Source organism: Chryseobacterium formosum (assembly GCF_026460885.1).
Lineage (GTDB): Bacteria > Bacteroidota > Bacteroidia > Flavobacteriales > Weeksellaceae > Chryseobacterium > Chryseobacterium formosus.
The window spans coordinates 113,293-138,271 of sequence record NZ_JAOVZW010000003.1; the positions used below are offsets into that span (position 1 = coordinate 113,293).

The window sequence follows — 24,979 nt, forward strand, 5'->3', positions numbered from 1 at the left end:
TTGTGAAAAATAATAATTAAAAAGCCTGGAAATTCCAGGCTTTCTTAGTAAACTATCAAAATCATTAATTTATGAAGTCATTTTGTATTTAAGGATTTGAAATAATCAATGTTGAAGGAATATCAGACAACCAAAGACTCTTTGAATCAATCAAACCTCTCCAGCTTTTTTTGCTTATAAGCATTAAATCCTGAGCATTTAAGAATTCTTTTTCAATCTGTTTTTCGTTATATAAAGTAATGTGGTTTGGCGCAACCTGTTCGATGCTTCTAATCAATTCTTTTACCTCAATATTATTTCTGATTTGTCCTGCAACATCCAAAATAATAATTTGTGAGTTGTTATTATTAATCAGCCTTTTCGCATATTCAAGCAAATAAAAATCACTCAGATTAAAGATTGGAATAAATACTCTGTCTGCCGAATTAAAATCCTTTTCCACTAAAACTCCCACAGGAATATTTGTATTATCTAAAATCTGAAGCGTAGAATCGTCGAATGGTGAATTGTTGAAAATATTGCTTTTTCCTTTTACGGTATTCAATAATTTTTCAGGATTGATAATTTTTGTAGTAAAACCTAAGAGTCTTCCTAACAAACTTCCTTCATACATCGATTTTCCAAGCATGATTAAAAGAAGATCGTAATTTCCTTTGTTTGAAATATTTGTTAAATCATTTTCAATATCAGTGGAAGCTTTAAATAGAGTAGTTACCTCAAGATTTAACTCTTCAGAAGTTTCAATAACATTTTTAAACTGCTCTTTCTCAAAATTATCGATATCAAAAGCGTGCAGTTCATCAACCGGAGCGATATTCATTGCGGTTACACTTTTGTTTCCGTTCATTTTATGAGTAAGATTATCAGCAAGTTTTAACAATGTACTTCCCGATTCTGGAGTTTCAAAAGATAAAAGAACTCTGTATTTGGCGTCATTTTCATCTAAATCTTCGTCCTCCAAAGACGATTTTTTTCCCTTAAAGAAATAATTGATAACGTCAAGACATGGTCCGGTCATAAATGTCGTGAATAATGCCATAATTACTAACATTGCAAATAATTCAGGTCCTAAAACTCCTAAGTCATAACCGATATTTAAAACGATCAATTCGGTCAAACCTCGTGTGTTCATCAAAGCTCCGATTGTGAGACTGTCTTTCCAGCTGAGTTTGAGGAATTTTGCGGTTAAAGCACTGCCTACAAATTTTCCGACAACGGCCGTTAGAATAATAAAACCTCCGATTTTCCAAAGATGCGGATCATTCAATAATCCGATTTGTGTTCTTAAACCAGTAAAAACAAAGAAAAGAGGAAGCAATAGAACCAAGGCTACATCTTCTATCTTTTCGATAAACAGATTTCTAAATTTTACGTTTTCAGGCATAATTGCTCCTGCCATAAATGCTCCGAATAATGCGTGAATTCCGATAACCTCTGTTGCGTAAGAAGAGATAATTAAGATTAAGAAAAATACGGCTACCAAAGCTTTGCTGATGAAACCTTTTCCTTTTTGAGATTCTGCAATTCTGTGTAAGAATGGTCTTACCGCTTTTATCATGATGAAAACATAGACTATTGCCATGATAATTACGAAAATTGATCCCGAAAAAGATCCCGCTTTTACCACTGCAATTACGGCTGCCAAAATACACCAAGCTGTAATATCATCCGCTGCTGCACAGGTAATTACAACAGTTCCTATCTTGGTTTTATGAAGATTTCGTTCCTGAACAATTCTTGCTAAAACCGGAAATGCTGTAATACTCATTGCAATCGCTATAAATAAAGCGAAGGAACTGAACTGAATTCCGTCCGGTGCAAATTCTTTATAAATGAAATAAGAAAGCCCAACTCCCAATGCAAATGGAATGATAATACTTGCGTGACTGATAACCACTGCATCATGTGCTTTTTTTCTTAAAATACTTAAGTCAAGTTCCATTCCGACGATATACATGAAGAGAATCAAACCGATTTGGCTCAAAAACTGTAAGTTTCCTAATGATTCTTTAGGAAAAATAAACGCTGAAAGTTCAGGGAAATACAATCCGAAAAGAGAAGGTCCCAAAACAATACCTGCAATCATTTCTCCAATTACGGAAGGCTGTTTTAATTTAACACAAATCCATCCAAACAGTTTTGCAACCATTATAATCGTAACAATCTGTGCCAGTAAAAGAGCTAAAGGATGATGAAGATTTGATAGAAAAGAGTCTGTGAAATTTTCCCACATTGTAGTTCCCGTTGTTTTGCTCGGTGGAATGTTTTCCCCGATTTCCAAAGTTTTTCCTTCAATGAAAAACCAGTACATTACGCACGAGAAAAAGATAATCGTTGCTACATAAAAAATAATATTTCTATATTTCTTCATAATCATTAACCATTTTATTAAAGTGTAAATTTCTAAAGAATAAACGGATGCTAAAAGTTGATTTAACTTAAATGTAATCAATACACAGAATAATGTAATGAAAATTTACTTAAAGCGATATCCCAATCCGATACCCATTTTCCAGCTTCCATTTTCCATAGAAGTTTTAGTGTTGTAATAGAAAGGAATCTGTAACGCTACCTTTTTATAAACTACAGCAAAACCAACTCCCAAAGTTGGCATAATAGAGCTGTTTTTTGTTCCGGAAGACTGATCTTCTTTTATTCTCAAAGAAGGTAGCATTCCAATCATCATTTTGGTGCTTTTATGAGTAAAGTTCACATTTGGACCTGTGAAATTTAAAAATGCTCCGTGATCAACATAACCTGTAACGGCAATTCCGTCAAAAAATGAAACTCTTACTTTAGAGTCATTTTCCTGAGAAAAATAAAGACCGGAAATAAGAATCCCGCATCCATAAAGAATCTTTTTCATGATAAACCATTTAATCAAGGCGCAAAAATAAGCTGACTAAATGTTTTTCTTAGAGCTGATGTAATAAAACGAAGGAATTCTGCAATGAAAGTTGAAATGTTTGAAAAAAGACTATTTTCCGAACATTTCCATTAATGAATTTTTGTATGTGTCGCCAATGTGAAGTTTTAAAAACTGATCTGATTCTGTAGAAATTGTCGTAATAATTTCGTTGGTAGACAGAACTTTTACAGAAGACAAGGCGATGATTTCTTTCTTATTGACCTGTGCAAAATCTTTTGATGGAAGCATTTCCAAAAGAGATTTGAAATTAAGATTTTTCAGTACGAGTGTTGTTCCGTCTTTCAGAATAATATCTTTGTCTCGACTGTCGATTTCAGAAGTTTTAATATAGGCAATTTGTTCTGTAAAAATCGTAGACTTACCGATGTTGGTATTCCATTCGATGAATTCTTTTTTCTGACTGTTGTTTAAAAGATCTGCCGCTTTTTCAAACGCTTGAATCAATCTTTCTTTTTTAATTGGTTTTCGTACGTAATCTACAACATTCAGATCAAAAGCTTCGGCTGCATATTCTTTGTAAGCGGTTGTGAAGATAATTTTTTTTGAGTCCGAAATCAGTTCGGCAACCTGTAATCCGGTCATTCCAGGCATTTCAATGTCTAAAACGCAGAGATTACAGTCTAAGTTTTCGATTTCGCTGAGAAAAATTTTAGGATCGTTAAACGCTTTTACAACTTCCACGTTTTCAATTTGTTCACACAGAAGTTTTAAATAGCTGATTGCCAATAATTCATCATCAAGAATAACGCATTTTATCATAGAATTCGCCTAAATTGATTGTTAATTCTGCGGTGAAGATACCGTTTTTTGAGTTTTTATGAAGTGTATAAAAATCATTATAAATCATTTTTAAGCGTTGATCTAAAGACTGACTTCCAAAACCACTGTTTTCTTTGTGCAAAACATTTTTCAAGGAAGCTTTATTGCTTACTCTCATTGTAAATATTCCGCCATCAAGTTCCATGTTAATGGAAATAAATGAATCCTGTGCTAAAAAATCTGTGTGTTTAAAGGCATTTTCAATTAAATCAACAGAAATTAACGGCGCAAAAATTTTCTCTTCAAAAACAGAATCAGACTTATCAATTTTAGATTTAATTCTGAAATCAAAAAGCGGATTTATCTTGATTTTATTAATCTCAATAAGACTTAAAGCGAAATTTAATTCTTCTTTCGGACTTACAAACTTGTTGTTGCTTTCGTACAGAATATAGTCCAGAACATTTGCCAGTTTGTCAAGCGACATATATGTTTGATATGCATGTGACTGTACAGAATTAAGAATATTTTTAAATAAATGTGGATTGAGCTTGGTTCCGATGTGTTCTAATTGAACTTCATTCAATTTTTGCTCAATCAGTTTATTAGCTTCAGAAAGTCTGAAATTTTTGTTTTTCAGACGTTGATTTTGGCTGAAAAGATAAATGGCAACCGTTAAAAAAAAGAAAATAGCAAAAACTCCAATGAAAATCAGATAATCTTGAATCAGATAGAGATTGCCTTCCATTTTTTTAGGGGAATATTTAGATGAAATTTATTGGTTCAAATATAATTAAAACTATGAACTTGAAGTATTTACTAGTATTCGTGGCAATAAATAATTTATAACCAGTGGCTATTTTATTTCAATTTTTTCAATGAATTTAAAACTACCTTTTCTTCACACTTTTCATATGTAATTTCATACATCGGATTCTTCTCAGGATAAGTAATCACATAATCCGGACAAGGTTTTTTCTGAGCATGACTGCGATCAAAATCTATTTTTCCTAAAGTAATGATGCTGTCTTTTAAAAATTTTTCATCAACTTTTAAAGCAGTCATTTCATTTTTAAACTGATCAGAATATTGAAAATCTTTTGATAATGTTTCGGCGATAACACGGCTGTTTGGTAAATATCCGCTGCAGCTTACACCTTTTTTATTAAGAACAAAAAATACAATCAGAAATCCGGGAAGAAGTCCTATTAAAAAGAATTTAAGTTTTTTCACTTTAGAAAATTAAAAGATTGATATCGTGATAAGTAAGTCCGAAACGGTCGCAAATAACTTTTTTGGTGTGTCTGCCTTTGTACATATACAGACTTTGTTTCATTTCGTTTTTGCGGAGAAGCATGTTTTCAAAACCGCCTTCTTCATCGTAATTTAAAATGTAAGAAAGGAAGAAATTAGAAATTGCTTTCGTCGTAGTTCTTGGCATTTTCGAGGTGAGATTCGGTAATCCACAGTGAATAACGCCGTGTTTGATGATGTAAGGATCTTCCATTGTTGTCAATTCGGAAGTTTCGATTGCCTTTCCGTTGTCGATCACAATGTCAATGATAACGCTGCCTTTTTTCATTTTCATCACCATATCTTCGGTTACAATCGGCTGCGAATTGAGTCTTGGTAAAGCTCCGATAACAACATCGGCTCTTCTTAAACTTTTGCTTAATTCTTTAGGATCGATAATTGATGTTGGAACCCGGCTGTCAACCAAAGTATGAAGTCTTCTCAGTTTTGAAAGTGAATTATCAAAAACTTTTACACTTGCTCCCAAACCTATTGCGGCTTTTGTAGCAAATTCACCTACAATTCCTGCTCCTAAAACAACAACTTCTGCAGGTCTTACTCCTGTAATTCCGCCAAGCATTAATCCGTTTGATAAAGCTAATAATTCTGAAGCGTATAAAATTGAAACTGTTCCTGCAATTTCTCCGATTAATCTTACTAAAGCCAATTGTTTGTATTCATCAGCGATAAATTCAAACGCAATAGCGTTGACTTTTTTCTCGGCTAATTTTAAGAAATAATCTTTGTCTCTTAAATTGATTTGAAGTGCAGAAACTAAATAAGTATTCGGTTTAAAATAATCGATTTCTTCTTCTGTAGGCGGATTTATTTTTAAAACTAAATCCTGAGAAAATGCCTCTTTAGCATCTTGAGTAATCCTAGCTCCCGATTCCGAATATTGTAAATCTGTGAAAAATGAGCCTTGTCCTGCACCGGCTTCAATGATGATTTCATGACCGTGCTCTACCAAAACCTGTACTGCATCAGGAGTTATGCACGTTCTTCTTTCGTTGAGACAAGTTTCTTTAGGGATTCCTATGCTGAATTGTTTCCCTTTTTTAATAACTTCCAACTTTTCCTCCTTGGGCATTAATTCTTCCTCGGAAAAAGGAGTAAAAATATTTGTAGTACTCATTATTTATTCAATTATAACTTACAGAAAATTATTTTGTACAATCGATTTCTTTAAGCAAAGATATGCTATTTAATCGAATGTAATCTCTCTGCTTTGTCCAGTATTGTTGATATTCATCGAGTGATAGTCTAGTCCGTAAAGCTCATCTTCATACACTTCAGGCCATTCTATAATACACAAAAATGAGTTGTCGAGATATTCTTCAATACCAATGTCATAGACTTCATCAATATTTTTTAAACGGTATAAATCGAAGTGAAAAATCTTTCCTTTTTGCGAATTGTATTCATTTACAATCGAATAAGTAGGAGAGTTTACTTCATCTTCACTGCCTAAGTTTTTAAGCAGAAACTGAGTGAAAGTAGTTTTACCTGCACCCAAATTTCCTTTTAACAAAAGAATATTATGTTTAAGTTCCGGTAAAATTGAGTCTACGACTTTTTGCCAGTCTTCTATCTTTTCTATATTAAATTGCATGAGCAAAGATAATTAATTGTAGTAAATTTTTAATTCCCAAAACATGAACTTTGATTGGAGATTTTGAAATGTTGAACATACTAAACTTTCAAAAATTTTTGAAAATTATCAACTAAAATTAAAAGTTTTATTTACTTTAGACTCAAAATCCACTGGTAGAGATTATCTGTCCAGTTTTCAAGATGTCCTTTTCCGATTCCTAAACCAAAACCGTGACCTCCCTTTGGGAAAATATGAATTTCGACCCCTACTTTCTCTTTCTGCAGAGCTTCATAAAAGACAATACTGTTTCTCACAGGCACTGTTTGGTCATCTGAAGAATGAACTAAAAATGTGGGCGGAGTTTTACTGTTAACATGCAGTTCGTTGGAATAATAATTTACAAGATCTTGACTTGGATGTAGTCCTAATAAATTTTCCCTCGAGCCTTGATGTCCAAATGCTGAATTCATAGTAATCACAGGATATACTAAAATCATAAAATCTGGTCTTGCGCTGATTGATTCAATTTCTGATTTTGGCAATTTGTCTTCACTGTCAAAATGAGTTCCCAATGTGGAAGCAAGATGACCTCCCGCTGAAAAACCCATAATTCCGATTTGGTTTTCAGCGATATTCCATTTTTTAGCGTTATTTCTTACAATTCTTATGGCTTGTTTAGCATCTTGCAATGGAGCTTCGTTCGGAATAATTAATGATTTTGATACCGGAAGTCTATATTTTAATACAAATGCTGCAATACCTTTAGAATTAAACCATTTAGCAATATCAGTACCTTCACCATCGTAAGCTAAACCTCGATAACCACCTCCCGGACAAATAACTACTGCTTTGCCAGTTGCGATTTTTTTGGAAGGTAAATAGACTTCTAACGTAGGTTTTTGAACATTTTCAATCCACAAAATAGTTTTTTCAGTTGAATTTTCTTTTTCCTGAGTGGGTTTTTGATTTGGAATCTGTTCGCCCCAAAGTGGAACTATTTCCTGACTGTGAAACGTAGCAAATAATGAAAGTAATAAGCTGAGCGAAAGAATTTTTTTCATTGCTGAAATTTTTATTTAATTGTTTTCAAATTTAAGGTAAATTGGGATTCTAATTTGTCATTCTGAAAGAATCTAAATATTTTTTAGAAGTTGAGATCCTTCAAATTTGTAAGGAAATTTATACATATTTTAATTATTAAATGGAAAAAAGAAATATCAATCTAAAAAAATGGGAATCAATGAAATTTCTATCATTATTAATGTTATGTGCCATTTTCTTTTCTTGCCGAAGTAACGAGTTTAGATTATATTATTACAATGGTTTAAACTCAAATAATAACAGTACGTTGTCTTCTTCTCTACAAGATTTTTTTGACCCTAATGAGGAAATGGCAATCGTTAAGATTAAAGATAACACTTTAAAAAACGAACTTTCCAATATTAAGAATAAAATTGTTGCTAAAAATCAAGTTTTTGATTTAGATGATGGTAATTATTCTTTTGCTTTTATAAATGAGAAAGATACTTTATTTGCTCAGAGCAGTTTAGAATTTTGGAAATATAGAGACAAAGGTTTAGCTGTAAAGCTTAGTGACTTTTCAAAAAAGAAAATTTTAGAGTACTACAAAATTAGCCCAAACCAATACTGAAATTCGTATTTTTGCCAATATGATTTCCAAGCAGTCGATAGATAAAATATTTTCAACAATCCGCGTAGAAGAGATTGTTGGTGAATATGTGCAGTTGAAAAGAGCGGGATCAAATTTTAAAGGTTTGAGTCCGTTTCACGAAGAAAAGTCGCCCAGTTTTGTGGTTTCTCCAAGCAAACAGATTTGGAAAGATTTCTCAACAGGAAAAGGAGGAACTGCGATTTCTTTTTTAATGGAAATCGAAAATTTCACCTATCCTGAAGCACTTCGTCATGCTGCCAAAAAATATGCAATTGAAATTGAAGAAGATCAGCGTGAGTTTTCTGAGGAAGCGAAAAATGCACAGTCTGAAAGAGATATTCTTTATAAAATACATGAGGTTGCCAATGATTATTTTCAAAATATTCTTTGGGAAAATGATGAAGGAAGAGCAATCGGACTTTCGTATTTCAGAGAGCGTGAACTGAAGGATGATATCATCAAAAAATTTCAGCTTGGCTTTTCACCTGAAAAGAAAAATTCATTTACAGAATATGCAATTGAAAAAGGATATTCAAAAGAGATTTTAGAGAAATCCGGTTTGGCAATTTTCCCCGAAAATGCTCCAAACGGAATCGACCGTTTCCGTGAAAGAGTAATGTTTCCGATTCACAGTTTTTCAGGCAGAGTTTTAGGTTTTGGAGCCAGAATTCTTAAAAATAATATTAAAACTGCCAAATATCTCAATTCTCCCGAAACAGAAATTTATCATAAATCGAATGTTCTTTATGGATTAAACCAAAGCAAACAGGCGATTTCCAGAAAAAATATTTGTCTTTTGGTGGAAGGTTATATGGATGTGATTTCACTTCATATGTCCGGAATTGAGAATGTTGTGGCGAGTTCAGGAACTTCTTTAACGACGGAGCAAATTAAACTCATCAAAAGACTCACGGAAAATGTGACGATTCTTTTTGATGGTGATAATGCGGGAATTAAAGCGAGTTTCAGAAGTATTGATATGCTTTTGACGGAAGGGATGAACATCCGAGTTCTTCTTTTTCCGGATGGTGATGACCCCGATTCTTTTGCTAGAAAACATCCACAGGAATATGTGGAAAAATTCATCGAAAATCAGGCGATGGATTTCATCGATTTTAAAGCTGAAATTCTTTTAAAAGAGGTCGGAAATGATCCGATAAAAAAAGCTGAAGCAATCCGTGATATTGTAAAATCGGTTGGCTTTGTTCAAAATGCTTTAAAGCGAGAGGTTTATTTGAAAGAAGTTTCAAATAAATTTGGCCTTTCTGAGCAGAGCTTGTTTAATGAGCTGGATGTTCAAAGACAGGTTGCTCAAAATCACAATCAACACGCTCAACAACAAAAGGAAACTGCTGCTCCTGTAAAAATGGAGATCGTTCCTTTTGATGAGGAAAAAAGCGATCCTTATTTGTATGATGTTTTATTCATGGAAAACAAATTGGTTGATCACATGTTGATGTTCGGCGACATTGTATTAAAACGAACTGACGATAATAATACAGAATATCAAATTACAGTTATTGAAGAAATTTTGCATCATTTTGAAGAAGAACAGTATAAATTTCTTGTAAAGGGTAACGAAATTATTATCAATCAGGTAAAAGAAGGAATTCAGAATGACGAGCTTCGAAGTGGAAGTTTTTTTGTCAGTTTTATGGATGAGCAGATTACAACAAAAGTTGTTGATGCATTGATTCCTTTGGATGAGCTTGAAAATTGGAGTTCAAGAAATATACATCCGCCAAATTATGGCGATAAAGTTGCCGAACAAATTAAAGGGGATGTTTTACTTCATAAATACCGATATATCGATTATTTAATGAAAGAAACAATAGCTGAACTCGAAAAATACAGCAGCACAGATGAGGTAAAATATTTTGAACTCATTAAAAAAATTACTTTATTAAAAAAGGCTTCAATGAGATTGAGTGATATTATTGAATATTCGCCTATCAAAGGAATTTATGTTGATAGGAAGAGATAGTTTTCACATTATCTTAAAGAAATTATATTGAAATATGATGGAATCAAGATTAATTTATGAATCTAATAAAATCTATATAGATAAAATAATTTGGAATATTTTCAGAAACGATAGCGAATGGATTTTTTTAGGTATTGATAAAGAGACTGATGAGAAAAAACTACAGAAAATAATTAATGAAAATTTCCATGAGGAAAGCCTCTATTTTGTTACAACCAGAAATGATTCAGTACAAATTAGTAAAAAAGATATTTCAAAAAAAATTGCAGAAAATTTTAGAAATATAGATATATTTATTTGGAATGAAAGCTTCAAGAAAGCTATTGAGTTTAATAAAAACGAAGTTTTTCGAATAGGAAATAGATTTTTATAATAAGTAATTTATATTTTTTCTGACAAAAAGTCCTATTAATTTTTAGGAATAAAAGTTGTAATTTACAGTTTAAATAAATTTTAAAAATACCGATAGAAATATGGACATTAAAAAAGAATTCAGAGATTTCTCTACGAAACATTTAGGAAACAGCGGTTTGGTAACCGATCAGTATATGGGAATGTATGGTCCAACGAATCTTACGCCTTACATCATGGAAGAAAGAAGATTAAACGTTGCTCAAATGGACGTTTTTTCTCGTTTGATGATGGACAGAATTATTTTCTTAGGAACAGGAATTGACGATCAGGTTGCAAACATTGTAACGGCTCAGTTGCTATTCTTAGAAAGTGCAGATCCTTCAAAAGACATTCAAATTTACATCAACTCTCCTGGAGGAAGCGTTTATGCAGGTCTAGGAATTTATGATACGATGCAGATTATTAAGCCTGATGTTGCTACAATCTGTACTGGTATTGCTGCTTCAATGGGAGCTGTTTTATTAGTTGCAGGTGAAAAAGGGAAACGTTCTGCTTTGAAACATTCAAGAGTGATGATTCACCAACCCTCTGGTGGAGCTCAAGGTGTTGCTTCGGACATGGAAATCAATTTGAGAGAGATGTTGAAGCTTAAAAAAGAGTTGTATGACATTATTTCAGATCATTCTGGTCAAACTTACGAGTGGGTGGAGAAAGCTTCAGACAGAGATTACTGGATGACTTCTACTGAAGCCAAAGAGTTTGGAATGGTAGACGAAGTTTTACAAAGATCTAAAGAGAAGAAGTAATTTTTCTTTAATCAAAATAAATATCCCCGTTCACTTTTATCATTGAACGGGGATTTTTATTGTTTTTAGAATCGTTTATTTTTTGATAATCTTATGAGTCGTAGTTGATTTGTCTGTTTTAATTTCAACAAAATAAACTCCCGATTGTAAGCTTTGAATATTAATTTTTTTATCCTGAGTATTTAAAACTTTTTGTCCTGAAATAGAGTAAATGTTAATACTTTTAATATCATCTTTAGTTTCAATAACAACAAAATCACTCGCCGGATTTGGATAAATCTTAAAACTTTCTTTCACAGAATTTGAAACACTCAAAGTTGCATTCGCTTCTGTTGGAGTAAATGGCCTTCTCGTTCCAAAACTTAAACCGAACCAGTCATTATTATTTAAAGTAATGGCTGAAAGATTAGCGTTGGTTTTCCAGTTTGATAAATTGGTTCCTTTGTACAACTTCCAAGTGTTTGTTCCGCTTGCTGTTCCAGAAAAAGAATTTAACGACAATGTTGAAACCTGATTCGCAGCTGAAGTATAACTAAATGTACTTGTTTGAGCATCAATTAGCTGTAAAGCCTGTTCTGCTGTGATTGTTCCATTGTATTGAATTCCAAAAACAAAAGAATTGGCATTTCCGTTTGAATTATTAGTTCCGAAGTCTACAACAACTAAGCTTTTGTTAGAACCTGTTCCGATCCAATTAGTAATTTGAGATGCATTATACCAAAGTGAACTATATGCAGGAATCGGTGTTGCAGGAGCTTCAGCAGTTGGATTGCTAAACCCATAACTTGCACCATACCATTCTCCATTTGCAATTGTTCCGGAATTCATCCATCCTCCCATAGACCAATTATTTGTATCGCTTCCGCTCCATAAACTCCAATAATCAGGAACCGACTGCGCAATATGGTTATTAAAGGAAACTTTATCGAGAAAACCGTTGTTAAAAGTTAAATTATAATCAAATGCAGGTTCTACACTTTTAATCATTTGCATCATCTGTGGACCTGTAATATTTTGTCCGTAATTGAATCTCACTCCCCAAACATAAGATCTGTCATCTGTTCCATCTTTAAAATCGGCAACAAAATAGGCTGTTTGTGAGCCTGTTCCTACAAAAAACTTTACATCATTCGCTGTAAATTGCGCAAGACAAAATCCAACGATAAAAGTAAATGTAAAACTTAATATTTTTTGCATTTTTAATCTTATTTAATGATTAATTTTTCGCTAAAACTGTTACTCTTATCTGTTATGTTTACAACATAAACTCCTTTAGAAAGTGTACTTACATCAATTCCGTTTTCTGAATATTGAGTGTTAATCACCATTCTTCCATTTAAATCATAAACCTGAACATTTCCTGAATTTAAGCCTTGTACAAAAAACTTATTGCTTGAAGGATTTGGATATATTGATAATTTAGAAGCTTTTGAATTTTCAACTGTTGAAAGAGAGGCGCTGTTGTAAGCGATAATCTGATTAGGCAAAGAAGTCACTGTAAAAGTATTCAATAAAGAACCTTGTAAATCGTAGGTGTAAATTTTTCCTGCTGCGACATATCCTGAAGGATCGGCTGCATAAATTTTATTATTAACAACATTAAATCCATAAGCGGTTCCATAACTGTTTACAGTAATCGGAGTAACTGCAATTGGTGACGTCGTGATTGAAGGAGAGGCAATCGGTGTTTTATAAATCGAAGCTTCGTTCATATAATAGATATTCGTTCCGTCAGTATCCATATAAGATGGTTTTACACCGACAGGAAATGTTGTGCTTGAAGCTACACTTTGAGTAGTCGTGTTGTAAACAGTAAGCCTTCCAAATGATGTTGCAGAGTAAGGATCTCCCGAACTCATAATGTACAGCAAATTATCTTTTTCAAAAATACTGTTTGGAGAATTCCCAACGTTTACCTGAGATTCAACGGTATTGTTTGTCGTATTGATTATATCCATAAACTGATTCAGTCCGTAACCTCCTTTTAGCAAAACATATAATTTGTTGTTTTTGCTGAAGATTTTTTCAGGACCATTCCCTACAGAAATATTGGTTTCGTGAGTATAATTGTTAAGATTAAACACAGCCACATAATCATCAGTAGTACTACTGCCGCTTCCCCAATTGGTAACGTAAGCTTTGTTGCCATTAAAAGCAATGTATCTTGGATTGTTAAGATTGGTCGAAATTGTTGTAATCAAAGTAAAATCAGATTTGTTGATGACTTTGATTTGGTTTGAAATATTTAGAACCACAAAAATTTTATCACCAAAAATTTTAATGTCTTGAGCTGTGTCGCCCAATACGGCATTGTTATTTTTAATTTTATAATAATTGTTGGTGACAACCGATTGGTTGTTGATAAGCGATATTTCAGCAGTATTGCTTCCGGCACCGCCTTCGTTGAGTACCAAGACTCCTTCAGTTTGAGCATTTGCAAAAGAAATTACAAACGCAAGAATAAGAAAATAGATTTTCTTCATGATATAATTAAATTTAAAGTTTTGTTCCCGAAACTTCACTGCAGGATAAAACAGTCATGAAAAAATATCCGAAGATTTGATCCCATAAACTTTTATTCCCGAAAGTTGAAATTAATCTAAGGCAGGTCTCCTGGCTTGCATCTTATTATTACCTTCCCATTTCGTTTGAAACAAAACAGTGGTTTTACTTATAATAAGTTGAATAGCTTACAGTTGCGGGTACAGCTCAAGAATTATGTTACTTCACTTGATTCCCTATTAATGAACGCATGGGTTCAACCTTAAACTTTTGCAAAGATATTATTTAAAAATTGAATGATATTTTAATAACAATTTAATGATTTTAAAATTATGTTGAATAATAGTTGTTTTTTTAGTACTTATTTTATTGATTTAACTAAAAAAGACATATCAAATGATATGTCTTTACTTTTTTATGTGAATTGTTTCTTAATTAAAACCTTCAATAATTTTTGAAAAATCTTCAAGCTTCAAAGCAGCTCCACCAATTAAACCACCGTCAATATCAGGTTGAGAGAAAATTTCTTTTGCGTTATCAGGTTTTACAGAACCACCGTAAAGAATGGAAATTTCGTCAGCAACTTCCTGTCCGTATTTTTCAGCAATAATTCCTCTGATGTGAGCGTGGATTTCCTGCGCCTGTTCCGGGGTTGCAGTTTCACCTGTTCCGATTGCCCAAACTGGTTCGTAAGCGATAACAACTTTCTTAATTTCTTCGGCAGAAAGTGTGAAAAGAGCAGTTTCGGTCTGAGTTTTTACAACGTCTAAATGTTGTCCTGCTTTTCTTTGCTCTAAAGTTTCCCCATTACAGTAAACAGGAATTAAACCTTTATCTAAAGCCAATTTTACTTTTTTGTTGCAGCTTTCGTCATTCTCACCGTGATATTGTCTTCTTTCAGAATGACCGATTAATGAACCTGTAGCATCGATAGATTCCAACATATCTGCAGAAAGTTCACCTGTGTAAGCTCCGCTTTCATATTCGCTCATATCCTGAGAAAAAACTCCGATCTCGTCTTTTTCAAAGATGTCTTTTGCCATCATTAAATACAAAGAAGGAGGCGCAATCCAAACTTCACAGTTGGTTTTATTATCGTTTTTATAACCTAATAATTGAATCATTAATTGTTGAGCATCAATGACGTTTTTGTTCATTTTCCAGTTTCCTGCAACTATTTTTCTTCTCATAGTTTCTATATTATCTTTTTGTTTCTTTTGTTTTTTATTTAAATATAATTATTATTTAAACGCAATGTTCGCAAAGTTTTTTATAATACTTGAAAATATTTTTCGTTCGCAAAGGCGTTTCACTCAGCTATGTTCGCAATTAGCCTTTGCTGAACGAAGTGCCTTTGCGAACGAAATAATGATTACTATTTAATATTTACCCTGCGAACGTTGCGTTAAAAATAAGTCTTAATTATAATTTTAACTCGTTTTTTACTATTTATTAATTCCCTCCAATTTAAACATGAAAGCATATTCAAGCGCAATATCTTTCAGATAATCAAATCTTCCGGAAGCACCACCATGACCATATTCCATGTCGGTTTTTAAGAATAAAACATTTTTATCTGTTTTTAAATCTCTCAATTTGGCTACCCATTTTGCAGGCTCAAAATATTGTACCTGAGAATCATGCAAACCTGTTGTTACCAATAAATTCGGATAGTTTTTTCGCTCAATATTTTCATACGGAGAATAAGATTTCATATAATCGTATGCTTCTTTATTGTTCGGATTTCCCCATTCATCATATTCATTTGTTGTCAAAGGAATACTTTCATCCAACATAGTATTGATAACATCCACAAACGGAACCTGTGCAATGGCTCCATTCCACAATTCAGGTTTCATATTCACAACAGCTCCCATCAAAAGTCCACCTGCACTTCCGCCTTGAGCGTATAAATGTTTTGGTGACGTGTATTTTTCTTTCACTAAAAATTCTCCGGCATCGATGAAATCGGTAAATGTATTTTTCTTTTTCATCATTTTACCATCTTCATACCATTGTCTTCCCATTTCCTGACCTCCACGAATATGGGCAATCGCAAAAGCAAAACCTCTATCTAAAAGACTCAGTCTTGTACTGCTGAAAGTTGCATCCATCGAACTTCCATAAGAACCGTAAGCGTAGAGTAAGAGTGGATTTTTACCGTCTTTTTTATATCCTTTTTTATAAACAATAGAAATTGGGATTTTTGTACCGTCTTTTGCAAAAGCGAAAAGTCTTTCCGTTACATAATTGGCTTTATTGTAACCTCCCAAAACTTCCTGTTGTTTGAGTAAAGTTCTTTTTCCTGTTTGTAAATTCTGCTCATATTGTGAACTAGGAGTAATCATCGAAGTATATCCGAATCTGAAATAATCAGTATTATACTCAGGGTTTCCTGATGGATAAACGGTGTAAGCTGCTTCGTCGAATTTTAAGAACTCTTTTTTATTGGTTCTTCTGTCAATGATTACCAACTGTGAAAGTCCGTTTTGTCTTTCACTGAAAACGAGATAATTTTTAAACTCACTGATTCCCTCCATCAAAACATCTTTTCGATGAGGCATGAAATCTTTCCAGCTTTCAACTCCTGTTTTGTCCAAAGGAGTTTCCATCACTTTGAAATTCAGTGCATCTTTATTGGTGGTGATTAAAAATTTGTCTTCCAAAGGCGTTACATCATACAAAACATCCTTCATCCTTGGCTGAAAAACTTTGAAGCCTGCATTCGGTTCATCTGCATTAATATATCTTGTTTCTGAAGAAGTTGTTGCCGAAGAAACAATCATAATGATTTTTTCATTCTTAGATTTTCCGACACCGATATAGTTGGCCTTGTCTTTTTCTTCATAAACCAAAACATCTTTTGAGGGATCAGTTCCTAAAGAATGTCTGTAAATTTTCTCTGTTAAAAGTGTTTCAGGATTTTTTCCTGTATAGAAAATTGTTTTGTTATCATTCGCCCAGGTTGCAGAACCTGTTGTGTTTTTAATTCCTAAATCGGTTGTTTTTCCTGTATTTAGGTCTTTTAAAAATAATTTATACTGTCTTCTCGAAACATCATCAACTCCGTAAATCATTTTAGAATTATCCGGACTGATGCTGAAACCTGCTGCAGAATAGTAAGCATGACCTTCCGCAAGCTGATCTACATCCAAAAGAATTTCTTCGGGAGAACTAAGATTATCTTTTTTTCTGCAATATTTAAAATACTGTTTTCCGGTTTCAGTTCGGGTGTAGTAATAATAACCTTTCTTGAAAACCGGAACAGATTCGTCTTTTTCTTTAATTCTTGCCTTCATTTCCTGAAAAAGTTTCTCTCTGAAAGGTTCTGTATCTTTCATCATTCCTTCCCAATAAGAATTTTCAGCGGTGAGATAATTAACCACTTGTGTAGAATCTTTTCCTTTTTTGAAATAATCAATCATCCAGTAATAAGGATCATTCACTTTATCACCATGAATATTTCTCAAGTGCTGTTTTTTATCGGCAATCGGAGCTTTCATATCAGGGAAAATCTGAGATTGAAACATTGTTGTACTCATTATTAAAAGGGATAGGCAAGTTTTTTTCATATCAATATTTGTGTTTTAATTTAGTTTAAATTCCAAAGATTCTTCAGAAGAACGTAGAATGTGTGTTCTTCGTCTGTCACTTTATCATCAGCCTTAATCAATGTTTTAGCAAATTGAATAAAGTGTAAACGCTCCTTTTCTGTAGAATCATCCAAAAAACAACGTCCGTGAAATTCAAAATGATCTTTCCACTCTTCTGGTTGAAGTAAAGCGATAGTTTCCAGTTCATTATCTAAATTCATTTTAAAAGGAAATTCGTCAGCAAGATATTGTTGCACCAACATTCCTTCTTCAGGAGCAAATTCTCCGTCAACAGACGAAAGAATCATTAATAAATGATAACCAGCGATAGATTTATTTGATTTTTGCATTTTTTTAATTTAAAGTTTAATGTTCTAAGTTTAATATTTCACAAAGTTTAAAATTGACAATTCACCATTCATAACTGACTAAAAAAATCTAGTCAATATATTTTTTAGCAGGCTGTTTGGCTACAATTTTTCCTTTTTCTAATGTTAAAACGAATGGGTTACTTCTTGCAATGGTTTTAATTGCAGTTCCGTCCATCATTGCGTTTTTGATGGTTTTAAAAGTAGTTTGATCGGTAGAAACTCCATAGATTAGAGCTCCTTTCTGAGCGTTTACTTTAGCTTCAACGTTTTTAATTAATTCAGGTGAAACTTCTTTCGGATGATATGAGAAAACAATTATAGCTTTCGGAGCATTAATGATTTCGTCAGTCAAATCAATTCCGGTAGGATCTTCAATTTTGAATTTTACGATTTCAGATTTATAACCTTCTTTGATTAATTTAGATTCATTTTTACCTTCTTCAATTTTCCACGGCGAACCTTCTTCCCAATATTTTGTCTGATTAACATAATCGTCCTGATTTACTTTTAAAACTTCTCCAGTTTTAGAATTTTTCATTGAATAAACCGTTTTGTATTCAGAAGGGTTTTTATTGATTTTTGCTTTTTCAGCTTTCAAATCTGTTCCGATTTTATAATCACGGAAGTCAATAATAGGTTCGTTGATAATTCCCATTGACATAATAACGATCATTATTCCACAGAAAACGCCTAAAGCGACTGATTTAAATTTATTGTTTTCAGGTTTATTATTATCACTGTAGGCATCTTTTTTAGTGAATTCTTTTCTATATAGAATGAAAAGAATAACTAGACCAACCAAAAGAACCACATCTTTCACAAAGCTTTCCCAGGGTGTAAATTTAATTGCATCTCCGAAACAACCACAATCTGTAACAACATTAAAATAAGCTGAATAGAACGTTAGAAATCCAAAGAAAATGCAAAGTGCAATCAGTGCAGAAAGCGTGAATTTCAGTTTTAATTTTAATAAAAGTAAAAACCCTAAGAATAACTCAAGAACAACTACAATGATTGAAAAAAGTAGGGCAAATTTCTCCAAAAACGGCATGTTGAAAACCGAAGGCGAAAAATATTCTTCCATTTTAAAGGAAAATCCTACCAAATCCACAGCTTTTACAAAACCTGAAGCGATGAAAATAATTGCAATAATGAAACGTAATAAACCTTTTATCATAATAATCGTTTTTATTTCGGTTGAGTTGTTTGTTCAGAAAATTTAATAAGGCAGAAAACTGCGTAATTCAGCATGTCAAAATAATTGGCATCCAAACCTTCAGAAACCAAAGTTTTTCCCTGATTGTCTTCAATTTGTTTGGTTCTCAGTACTTTTTGATAAATTAAATCGGTGATGGAAGAAATTCTCATATCTCTCCAAGCTTCACCATAATCGTGATTTTTCTTTTCCATTAAAGCTTGAGCTTCAGCAGAATATTTGTCGTAAAGATTTAGAATTTCTTCAGGATTTTCATTAAAATCGTTCGAAAGACCTTTTTCCAGCTGAATTAATCCGATAATTGAATAATTAACAATAGCGACAAATTCTCCTTCCTCACTTTCATCAATCATTTTTACATCGGTCATCTGTAAAGTGCGGATTCTGTTGACTTTAATGTAAATTTGGTCGGTAATCGAACTTGGGCGTAAAACTCTCCAAGCTGCACCATAATCATGCATTTTTTTACTGAAAAGATCACGACATTCACTGATGATTTTACCGAACTGTTCTGAAGTTTTTGACATAAATTTCCTTAATCTTTCAAAGATACAAATTAGGTTTTAGGTAAAAGGAATAAGATAATAGTTTTTTACTTGGAAATTGTAGCTTTAAAGCAAGAAGTAAGTATTTTTGCACCATGGAAAATCATTCATTATTCATCAATAATTATTCAATCAACTGCAACGGAAAATTGGTTGATTTAAGTTCTCCAAAAATCATGGGAATTTTAAATCTCACACCGGATTCTTTTTCTGACGGTGGACAATTTAATAATGAAAAATCAGCTTTACAACAGGCTGAAAAATTGTTGAAAGATGGAGCGGAAATTATCGATATCGGTCCACAATCTACAAGACCAAATGCTGAATTTTTGAGTAGTGATGAAGAAATCAGAAGAATCGGAACTATAATTTCAAACATCAAAAAAGAGTTTCCTGAAGCTTTAGTTTCTCTTGATACTTTTTATGCTGAAACTGTAAAATTTGGTTTTAATGAAGGAGTTGATATTGTAAATGATATTTCGGGCGGACAATTTGATGAAAATATGTTTGATGCGGTTGCCGAAACAAAGCTTCCCTACATTTTAATGCACGTTAATTCTTCCTACGAAACGATGCATAATAAAATTAAGTTTGATGATATTACACTGAATGTCAATCAATATTTCACAAAAAAAGCAAACGAAATTTTACAAAAAGGAATTAAAGATATCATTCTTGATCCCGGTTTTGGATTTGGAAAAACGGTTGAAGATCAAATGAAAATGATTGATGAAACCCAATTTTTAGGCTTTGGAAAATATCCTTTACTGATTGGGATTTCAAGAAAATCTTTTATTTATAAACCTTTAGGAAAATCTGCTTTAGACATTAACGAAGAAACTCAAAAATTACATTTAAAAGTTTTAAAACAAGGCGCAAAGATTTTGAGAGTGCATGATGTTGCGGAAGCGAAGAAAACTGTTGATGAATTTCTAAATTTGTAATTACATTCTTCCACGAATCAACAAGTGAGTTAAAATAAATTTCATATCAAATATCTACTAAAAAAAATCGTGCATTCGTGGCAATTTAAATATCTACAGCCACGAATGCACGAATTTTTTTAACTTAATATAAAAGTAAACTATCTCTCCAAAGTAAAATTAGAAATTACTTTTGGACGTTCATTTTCATTGGCAACTTTCCATGAAGTTCTGTACATCCATTCTGTCATTTTATACAGTTTTTTATAATTGATGTTTTCAGATTCGTCTTGTGGTGTGTGATATTGGTCGTGCAAAACACTGGTGAAAAATATTGCAGGAATGCCTGCTTTTGCATAGGGAAGATGGTCACTTCTGAAGTAGAAATATTCAGCATGTTTTGGAGAATCCCAATCTTTCAGATAAGTAAATTTTGTGCTTTCATTATTAGCATCTTCTGCCATTTTTACCAATTCTTCAGAGTTTTTATGCGGAGCATTTCCACCTAACAAAGCAGCTTCATTATTGTCGTTTCTTCCAATCATATCGCCGTTCAGAACAGCAATAATGCTTTCTTTAGGAACTACAGGATGCGTTGCATGCCATCTTGAGCCCAATAAACCTCTTTCTTCAGCGCCATGAAAAACAAACAAAATGCTGCGTTTTCCTGGTTGTTTTTTGTATGCTCTTGCCATTGCCAACATCGCCACACAAGTACTTGCATTATCATCTGCTCCGTTGTAAATCGTGTCATTTTTTACAGGATGTCTGATTCCGTCGTGATCCTGATGTCCGCTTAATAAAACATATTCGTTTTTTAGTTTAGCATCTGTTCCGTCAATTTTTCCAATAATATTTACGGATGGATATTTGTAAGTTTCTGTGATGAGATTTAATGAAACTTTAGGATTGTTTTTTACCCAGTTTGCATTTTCTCTTTTAATCCATAAAACCGGGATATTGTTCGTTACTTTTTCTCTTAAACCTTCTCCACCATAGGCTCCTCTCGTCATTTGAGGAAGAACTTCAACCCAACTTTTATCTGAAGTCTCATCTGTGATGAAAATAATCCCTTTCGCTCCCAGTTCAAAAGCTTTACTATAATATTTTGTTCTTACAAATCCGGGATATCTTCTTACGAAAAGTGTCATATCTCTTTCGATATTTTTGTCTGATGCATTTATAGCAAGTATTTTTCCTTTTATATTTAGTTTAGAAAGGTCATCAGGTTCGGTATTTCCTGCATAGATAATTTCTGTGTCAATATTTGCATTTACAGGTTCTGCAACTAAGAAATCTTTCCATAATTTTAGTTGGTTTTCTCCAATTTTCAATGTACTCTGTGGAACAACTCGATGTCTGTACATATCGAAAAACTGGAAGAAAGTTCCGTTGTCTCCGGCAGGTTTCATCCCTGCTTCTTTTGCTTTATCAGCTAACCACATGGAAACTTTTAGTTCATCTAAAGTTCCTGCTTCACGTCCTAAAAACTGATCTGCAGCCAATTGGTAAATGTCGGTTTTAAGATCTTTTTCTGTGATTGCTGAAACCAATGGCTTCTTATAGTTTTGTGCATTGCCGACACTGAAAATTAATACACTGATTACTGATAACAAATAGTTTCTGTTCATATCCTCTTCATTTAATTTAAATTTGACAGTTTATCTGAGAATTGTTTTGAAAATTCTTTTCGGTCTTCTTCCAGTTTTTCAGGATTTGAGGGAAGAATATAGTTGAAAAGTATTTTTTCTTCGTTATCTAAAAAAATGATTTCTTTTTCTTCGCCATCAATCATTTGCGAAAAAAGTGACCACATCGAAGTGTCTTTTAGTCTTAACAATTCAAAAAATTGCTCTGCTTGTATTTCTATTTTTTTCATTTCTATTTTTTAATATTAATTGTAAATTTTAAAACTCAAGAAGTTTTAACTTAAACTGTATCGCAAAATTCTGTTTAAAATTAGGTGTTGTATAATATCCGACTCTGTAAAATAATCCAAGATTGAAATATGAGGATAGGAAATTATTCCATTCCAAACCAACTTCCTGATACAAATGATCAAGTTTTTTAAATCTGAAATCGTGATATTCCGGATGCTTCATATCGCCAATGGTTCCACGCAAAACAAAATCAAAACTCGTCACATTTTGCCCGATACTTTTGAAATAAAACGGGAGTTTATGGGTAAGATAATATGCTATAAATTTATCATTGTAAAATTTTCCACCTTCCAAAGTGGCAAATCCTAAATAAGAAGTAAGGTTAAAATTAATATCTCGACTCGGAGAAGCCAAACCATTTGTTGTAAAATTCTTCCAAATCGGCGCTTCACCCAAAAGAAAACCTCCGTATAAACGAAGTCCTGTGGTTCCTAATCTTGTTTTAAAATTATGAACAAACAAAGCATCAAAGCGGGTATAATTAAAATCTCCGCCAAAAACTTTTACACTTTGCTCATAATTAAAATAAAGCTCAGGATATTTCTGATCAATCACCGATTTCCCTTGCGGAGTCATAATATTTGTTGAGTTGGGAGAATATTTCAAGGTAACCAAAGTGTTGAAATTTTCAAATGCACCTTGTTTTCCTCGGAAACTGTAATCAAACAAAGCTTCCTCAGTATTTCTTCTTGTGGCAAAAGCTAATGTTAAACCGTTTGTTATATCATTTAAATAAGACAAAGAAGCACCTTTGTAACGGTAATATTTGTCGTTGTTTAGGTTATTTCCGTAATTCATCATTCGCATTCTGAACGTCCAAAGTCTGCGGTAAAATTCACCGGAAGAATTTACATCATCGTAATATTCAATTCTGAAATAAGAGTTTTTTTCGAGCGAAGTTTTCATGTCAAGACCGATTCCGTACTTGAATTTATCGTCACCCAAACCGTAAGCGAAATAATAATCGGGAGAAAAATAAGGATCAAAATTTTCATTCAGTTTTCCTTTTAAACCAAACCTGAAACCTTCATACAAGTTGTAATTGACAACTTCACCAATGTCAAAATCAAAACTTCCTACACGAACCTGTCCATTAATCAAGCCTGTCAAAACCCTTGCTGTACGGTCAATATTATAGAGCTTTCCTAAGCTGTCAAGAGTTTTATAGGTATGACTTTCTCTTGAAGACAAAGGTTCGGTTCTGTAAAGATGAAGCGTTTTTCCGTCGGTATTTTTTACCGAAAAAGTATAACCTTTAAAATCATCAGCTTTTTCTTCAATAGGAGAGATATAGTTAGAATATTTCGAATACAGATAAGCATAAGTTCCGAAGCTGCTCTTTTTTTCCTGCTCTTTTTCGGGATTTTCAATGTCTTGTCCCATCATCATTCGGCTCATGCGAAGTTTTACGCTTTCCTCAGACAAAAACCATTTATTGTTGAAAAAAATCCATGTACTGGTAATATTTCCCTCGTTTTTTTCTTTACTGATACTTTCAATTTTTTTGATTCCGTATGTTTCTATATCAATATAAATGGCACCGCTGAATTTTCTTTTTTTCATCGGTTTTTTATAATTGACTTCACGAAAACGAATCACATAATTCTGCCTTCCGTCGATTTCTATGCTGTCTGTAAGGAAAAAACGGTACAACCCACGGTTTTCCTGTTTGATCTGATTTGGGATTTTATTTCGGTTACTTTGCAACGCAATCATTTCGTAGATTGGTTGTTTTAACCCAGAAATTCGATTGTCGAGAATGTTTATTTTTTCGCCGTATTTTTTAGAATAAATAAATTCCTGAGCCCTTTCCCAAAGAAAAAGTTTGCTGTTGGCGAAAATTCTTCTTGCCGAAATATCTTTCAGAGAATCTTCTTTTTTATTTTTTTTGAATAAGCCTAAATTATTGGTAAAAACATTGTTAAATGCTGTAATACTGTCCTGATCGATGTCTAAAGAGACTTTTTCGTAAGAATTGTAAGCATAAGAATCAAGACTTTCCGGGGAATTACTTTTAAATAATTTATCGACTTTTCGTAGAATTTCCAATGCTCTCGGATCACTTTTATCTTCAAGAATTACGGTTTCTATCGCATAGGTTTTAGATGAAGTTTTCGTAAGATAAACTTTGATATTTTCTTCAGTTGAAGCGCTTTCTTTATAAAAACCCGGTGCTTCGATCTGAATATTTTTGCATTTAGATTTAAATTCCAGAAAACCGTTAGAATTGGTTTTGCCTAAGATTTTATTGTCACACGAAACGGCTGCATTTGAAATCGGAGTTTGGTCTGCTTCACTATAAACAGTGATTTTTGATTGTGAAAAACCAAAAATAAAAACCAGAAAAAATATAAAACTCAGACTCCTTTTCATACAGAAATTCTCACTTTCAAAATTACAGATATTTCTTGTGGTGGGAAAGTTTTTATAATGAACTTATATAATTGGAAATAAAAATTCCCGGAGATTTCCCGGGAATATATTTTTTGCAAAAAAAT

Annotated in this window: 23 protein-coding genes and 1 riboswitch; of the genes, 5 read left to right on the forward strand and 18 right to left on the reverse strand. The window is 32.8% G+C overall.

All coding sequences use genetic code 11. From position 1 onward, the window contains the following. Nucleotides 1–88: 88 nt before the first annotated feature. The 8 genes from OF897_RS03950 to OF897_RS03985 form a co-directional block, all read right to left on the reverse strand. A complete protein-coding gene (locus OF897_RS03950; protein WP_267264394.1) occupies nt 89–2,371 on the reverse strand; it encodes a cation:proton antiporter in 2,283 nt (760 codons plus the stop codon). Nucleotides 2,372–2,476: 105 nt separating this feature from the next. Continuing rightward, nucleotides 2,477–2,866 carry a hypothetical protein gene (locus OF897_RS03955; protein WP_267264395.1) on the reverse strand — a complete coding sequence of 130 codons (390 nt, stop codon included), beginning with the start codon at nt 2,864–2,866 and terminating at the stop codon, nt 2,477–2,479. A 111-nt stretch (nt 2,867–2,977) separates the two neighbouring features. Beyond that, complete coding sequence (locus OF897_RS03960) at nt 2,978–3,688, reverse strand: LytR/AlgR family response regulator transcription factor (protein ID WP_267264396.1); 711 nt, start codon at nt 3,686–3,688, stop codon at nt 2,978–2,980. Next, a complete protein-coding gene (locus OF897_RS03965; RefSeq protein WP_267264397.1) occupies nt 3,666–4,436 on the reverse strand; it encodes a histidine kinase in 771 nt (256 codons plus the stop codon). The genes OF897_RS03960 and OF897_RS03965 overlap by 23 nt, the downstream gene beginning before the upstream one ends. Before the next feature lie 113 nt (nt 4,437–4,549). Continuing rightward, nucleotides 4,550–4,921: a hypothetical protein gene (locus tag OF897_RS03970; protein ID WP_267264398.1), complete on the reverse strand. Its 372-nt coding sequence runs from the start codon at nt 4,919–4,921 to the stop codon at nt 4,550–4,552. Between the two features lies 1 nt (nt 4,922). Continuing rightward, nucleotides 4,923–6,116 (reverse strand): alanine dehydrogenase, encoded by a 1,194-nt coding sequence (locus OF897_RS03975; protein ID WP_267264399.1) that lies wholly within the window; start codon nt 6,114–6,116, stop codon nt 4,923–4,925. Nucleotides 6,117–6,185: 69 nt separating this feature from the next. Beyond that, nucleotides 6,186–6,593 (reverse strand): tRNA (adenosine(37)-N6)-threonylcarbamoyltransferase complex ATPase subunit type 1 TsaE, encoded by a 408-nt coding sequence (gene tsaE / locus OF897_RS03980; protein ID WP_267264400.1) that lies wholly within the window; start codon nt 6,591–6,593, stop codon nt 6,186–6,188. Between the two features lie 131 nt (nt 6,594–6,724). Next, the gene (locus OF897_RS03985; RefSeq protein ID WP_267264401.1) at nt 6,725–7,636 is read right to left on the reverse strand and encodes an alpha/beta hydrolase; all 912 of its coding nucleotides are present in this window, start codon (nt 7,634–7,636) and stop codon (nt 6,725–6,727) included. 140 nt (nt 7,637–7,776) lie between these two features. Between OF897_RS03985 and OF897_RS03990 the strand changes: the two genes are divergently transcribed. The 4 genes from OF897_RS03990 (at nt 7,777) to clpP (ending at nt 11,391) form a co-directional block, all read left to right on the forward strand. Further along, nucleotides 7,777–8,226: a hypothetical protein gene (locus OF897_RS03990; protein ID WP_267264402.1), complete on the forward strand. Its 450-nt coding sequence runs from the start codon at nt 7,777–7,779 to the stop codon at nt 8,224–8,226. A 19-nt stretch (nt 8,227–8,245) separates the two neighbouring features. Next, the gene (gene dnaG / locus OF897_RS03995; RefSeq protein ID WP_267264403.1) at nt 8,246–10,231 is read left to right on the forward strand and encodes a DNA primase; all 1,986 of its coding nucleotides are present in this window, start codon (nt 8,246–8,248) and stop codon (nt 10,229–10,231) included. Between the two features lie 37 nt (nt 10,232–10,268). Beyond that, entirely contained in the window at nt 10,269–10,604 is a 336-nt protein-coding gene (locus tag OF897_RS04000) for a hypothetical protein (RefSeq protein ID WP_267264404.1), read from the forward strand. A 100-nt stretch (nt 10,605–10,704) separates the two neighbouring features. Beyond that, on the forward strand, nt 10,705–11,391 hold the full coding sequence (clpP, locus tag OF897_RS04005; RefSeq protein WP_267264405.1) for an ATP-dependent Clp endopeptidase proteolytic subunit ClpP: 687 nt from the start codon (nt 10,705–10,707) through the stop codon (nt 11,389–11,391). Between the two features lie 75 nt (nt 11,392–11,466). On the opposite strand, the gene OF897_RS04010 is transcribed toward clpP, so the two are convergent. The 7 genes from OF897_RS04010 to OF897_RS04040 form a co-directional block, all read right to left on the reverse strand. Next, nucleotides 11,467–12,588: a T9SS type A sorting domain-containing protein gene (locus OF897_RS04010; RefSeq protein WP_267264406.1), complete on the reverse strand. Its 1,122-nt coding sequence runs from the start codon at nt 12,586–12,588 to the stop codon at nt 11,467–11,469. Between the two features lie 8 nt (nt 12,589–12,596). Further along, on the reverse strand, nt 12,597–13,874 hold the full coding sequence (locus OF897_RS04015) for a YncE family protein (RefSeq protein ID WP_267264407.1): 1,278 nt from the start codon (nt 13,872–13,874) through the stop codon (nt 12,597–12,599). Between the two features lie 103 nt (nt 13,875–13,977). After that, nucleotides 13,978–14,173: riboswitch (cobalamin riboswitch) on the reverse strand. A gap of 151 nt (nt 14,174–14,324) precedes the next feature. Continuing rightward, a complete protein-coding gene (tpiA, locus tag OF897_RS04020; protein ID WP_267264408.1) occupies nt 14,325–15,083 on the reverse strand; it encodes a triose-phosphate isomerase in 759 nt (252 codons plus the stop codon). A 255-nt stretch (nt 15,084–15,338) separates the two neighbouring features. Then, nucleotides 15,339–17,465, reverse strand: a complete 2,127-nt coding sequence (locus OF897_RS04025) for a S9 family peptidase (RefSeq protein WP_267264409.1) — start codon at nt 17,463–17,465, stop codon at nt 15,339–15,341. Nucleotides 17,466–17,485: 20 nt separating this feature from the next. Next, nucleotides 17,486–17,836 (reverse strand): tellurite resistance TerB family protein, encoded by a 351-nt coding sequence (locus tag OF897_RS04030; RefSeq protein ID WP_267264410.1) that lies wholly within the window; start codon nt 17,834–17,836, stop codon nt 17,486–17,488. Between the two features lie 88 nt (nt 17,837–17,924). Then, nucleotides 17,925–19,034 (reverse strand): BT_3928 family protein, encoded by a 1,110-nt coding sequence (locus OF897_RS04035; protein WP_267264411.1) that lies wholly within the window; start codon nt 19,032–19,034, stop codon nt 17,925–17,927. An 11-nt stretch (nt 19,035–19,045) separates the two neighbouring features. Then, nucleotides 19,046–19,600 carry a DUF1599 domain-containing protein gene (locus OF897_RS04040; protein WP_267264412.1) on the reverse strand — a complete coding sequence of 185 codons (555 nt, stop codon included), beginning with the start codon at nt 19,598–19,600 and terminating at the stop codon, nt 19,046–19,048. Nucleotides 19,601–19,713: 113 nt separating this feature from the next. On the opposite strand from OF897_RS04040, the gene folP reads away from it, so the two are divergent. Beyond that, nucleotides 19,714–20,562 carry a dihydropteroate synthase gene (folP, locus tag OF897_RS04045; RefSeq protein WP_267264413.1) on the forward strand — a complete coding sequence of 283 codons (849 nt, stop codon included), beginning with the start codon at nt 19,714–19,716 and terminating at the stop codon, nt 20,560–20,562. A gap of 140 nt (nt 20,563–20,702) precedes the next feature. Here the strand turns inward: folP and OF897_RS04050 are convergent, their stop codons facing one another. Genes OF897_RS04050 through OF897_RS04060 form a run of 3 tightly spaced genes read right to left on the reverse strand, consistent with a single transcriptional unit; the run spans nt 20,703 to nt 24,854 of the window. Further along, nucleotides 20,703–22,172, reverse strand: a complete 1,470-nt coding sequence (locus OF897_RS04050; protein WP_267264414.1) for a M28 family peptidase — start codon at nt 22,170–22,172, stop codon at nt 20,703–20,705. A gap of 11 nt (nt 22,173–22,183) precedes the next feature. Next, nucleotides 22,184–22,420 carry a hypothetical protein gene (locus OF897_RS04055; RefSeq protein WP_267264415.1) on the reverse strand — a complete coding sequence of 79 codons (237 nt, stop codon included), beginning with the start codon at nt 22,418–22,420 and terminating at the stop codon, nt 22,184–22,186. Between the two features lie 28 nt (nt 22,421–22,448). Next, nucleotides 22,449–24,854, reverse strand: coding sequence for a hypothetical protein (locus OF897_RS04060; protein ID WP_267264416.1), 2,406 nt, complete (start codon nt 24,852–24,854; stop codon nt 22,449–22,451). Nucleotides 24,855–24,979: the final 125 nt, after the last annotated feature.

Bases quoted from the DNA above. Each gene is read 5' to 3' on its own strand.
- OF897_RS03950 (WP_267264394.1), bottom strand. From the start codon at position 2,371: ATGAAGAAATATAGAAATATTATTTTTTATGTAGCAACGATTATCTTT.
- OF897_RS03955 (WP_267264395.1), bottom strand. From the start codon at position 2,866: ATGAAAAAGATTCTTTATGGATGCGGGATTCTTATTTCCGGTCTTTAT.
- OF897_RS03960 (WP_267264396.1), bottom strand. From the start codon at position 3,688: ATGATAAAATGCGTTATTCTTGATGATGAATTATTGGCAATCAGCTAT.
- OF897_RS03965 (WP_267264397.1), bottom strand. From the start codon at position 4,436: ATGGAAGGCAATCTCTATCTGATTCAAGATTATCTGATTTTCATTGGA.
- OF897_RS03975 (WP_267264399.1), bottom strand. From the start codon at position 6,116: ATGAGTACTACAAATATTTTTACTCCTTTTTCCGAGGAAGAATTAATG.
- tsaE (WP_267264400.1), bottom strand. From the start codon at position 6,593: ATGCAATTTAATATAGAAAAGATAGAAGACTGGCAAAAAGTCGTAGAC.
- OF897_RS03985 (WP_267264401.1), bottom strand. From the start codon at position 7,636: ATGAAAAAAATTCTTTCGCTCAGCTTATTACTTTCATTATTTGCTACG.
- OF897_RS03990 (WP_267264402.1), top strand. From the start codon at position 7,777: ATGGAAAAAAGAAATATCAATCTAAAAAAATGGGAATCAATGAAATTT.
- dnaG (WP_267264403.1), top strand. From the start codon at position 8,246: ATGATTTCCAAGCAGTCGATAGATAAAATATTTTCAACAATCCGCGTA.
- OF897_RS04000 (WP_267264404.1), top strand. From the start codon at position 10,269: ATGGAATCAAGATTAATTTATGAATCTAATAAAATCTATATAGATAAA.
- clpP (WP_267264405.1), top strand. From the start codon at position 10,705: ATGGACATTAAAAAAGAATTCAGAGATTTCTCTACGAAACATTTAGGA.
- OF897_RS04010 (WP_267264406.1), bottom strand. From the start codon at position 12,588: ATGCAAAAAATATTAAGTTTTACATTTACTTTTATCGTTGGATTTTGT.
- OF897_RS04015 (WP_267264407.1), bottom strand. From the start codon at position 13,874: ATGAAGAAAATCTATTTTCTTATTCTTGCGTTTGTAATTTCTTTTGCA.
- tpiA (WP_267264408.1), bottom strand. From the start codon at position 15,083: ATGAGAAGAAAAATAGTTGCAGGAAACTGGAAAATGAACAAAAACGTC.
- OF897_RS04025 (WP_267264409.1), bottom strand. From the start codon at position 17,465: ATGAAAAAAACTTGCCTATCCCTTTTAATAATGAGTACAACAATGTTT.
- OF897_RS04030 (WP_267264410.1), bottom strand. From the start codon at position 17,836: ATGCAAAAATCAAATAAATCTATCGCTGGTTATCATTTATTAATGATT.
- OF897_RS04035 (WP_267264411.1), bottom strand. From the start codon at position 19,034: ATGATAAAAGGTTTATTACGTTTCATTATTGCAATTATTTTCATCGCT.
- OF897_RS04040 (WP_267264412.1), bottom strand. From the start codon at position 19,600: ATGTCAAAAACTTCAGAACAGTTCGGTAAAATCATCAGTGAATGTCGT.
- folP (WP_267264413.1), top strand. From the start codon at position 19,714: ATGGAAAATCATTCATTATTCATCAATAATTATTCAATCAACTGCAAC.
- OF897_RS04050 (WP_267264414.1), bottom strand. From the start codon at position 22,172: ATGAACAGAAACTATTTGTTATCAGTAATCAGTGTATTAATTTTCAGT.
- OF897_RS04055 (WP_267264415.1), bottom strand. From the start codon at position 22,420: ATGAAAAAAATAGAAATACAAGCAGAGCAATTTTTTGAATTGTTAAGA.
- OF897_RS04060 (WP_267264416.1), bottom strand. From the start codon at position 24,854: ATGAAAAGGAGTCTGAGTTTTATATTTTTTCTGGTTTTTATTTTTGGT.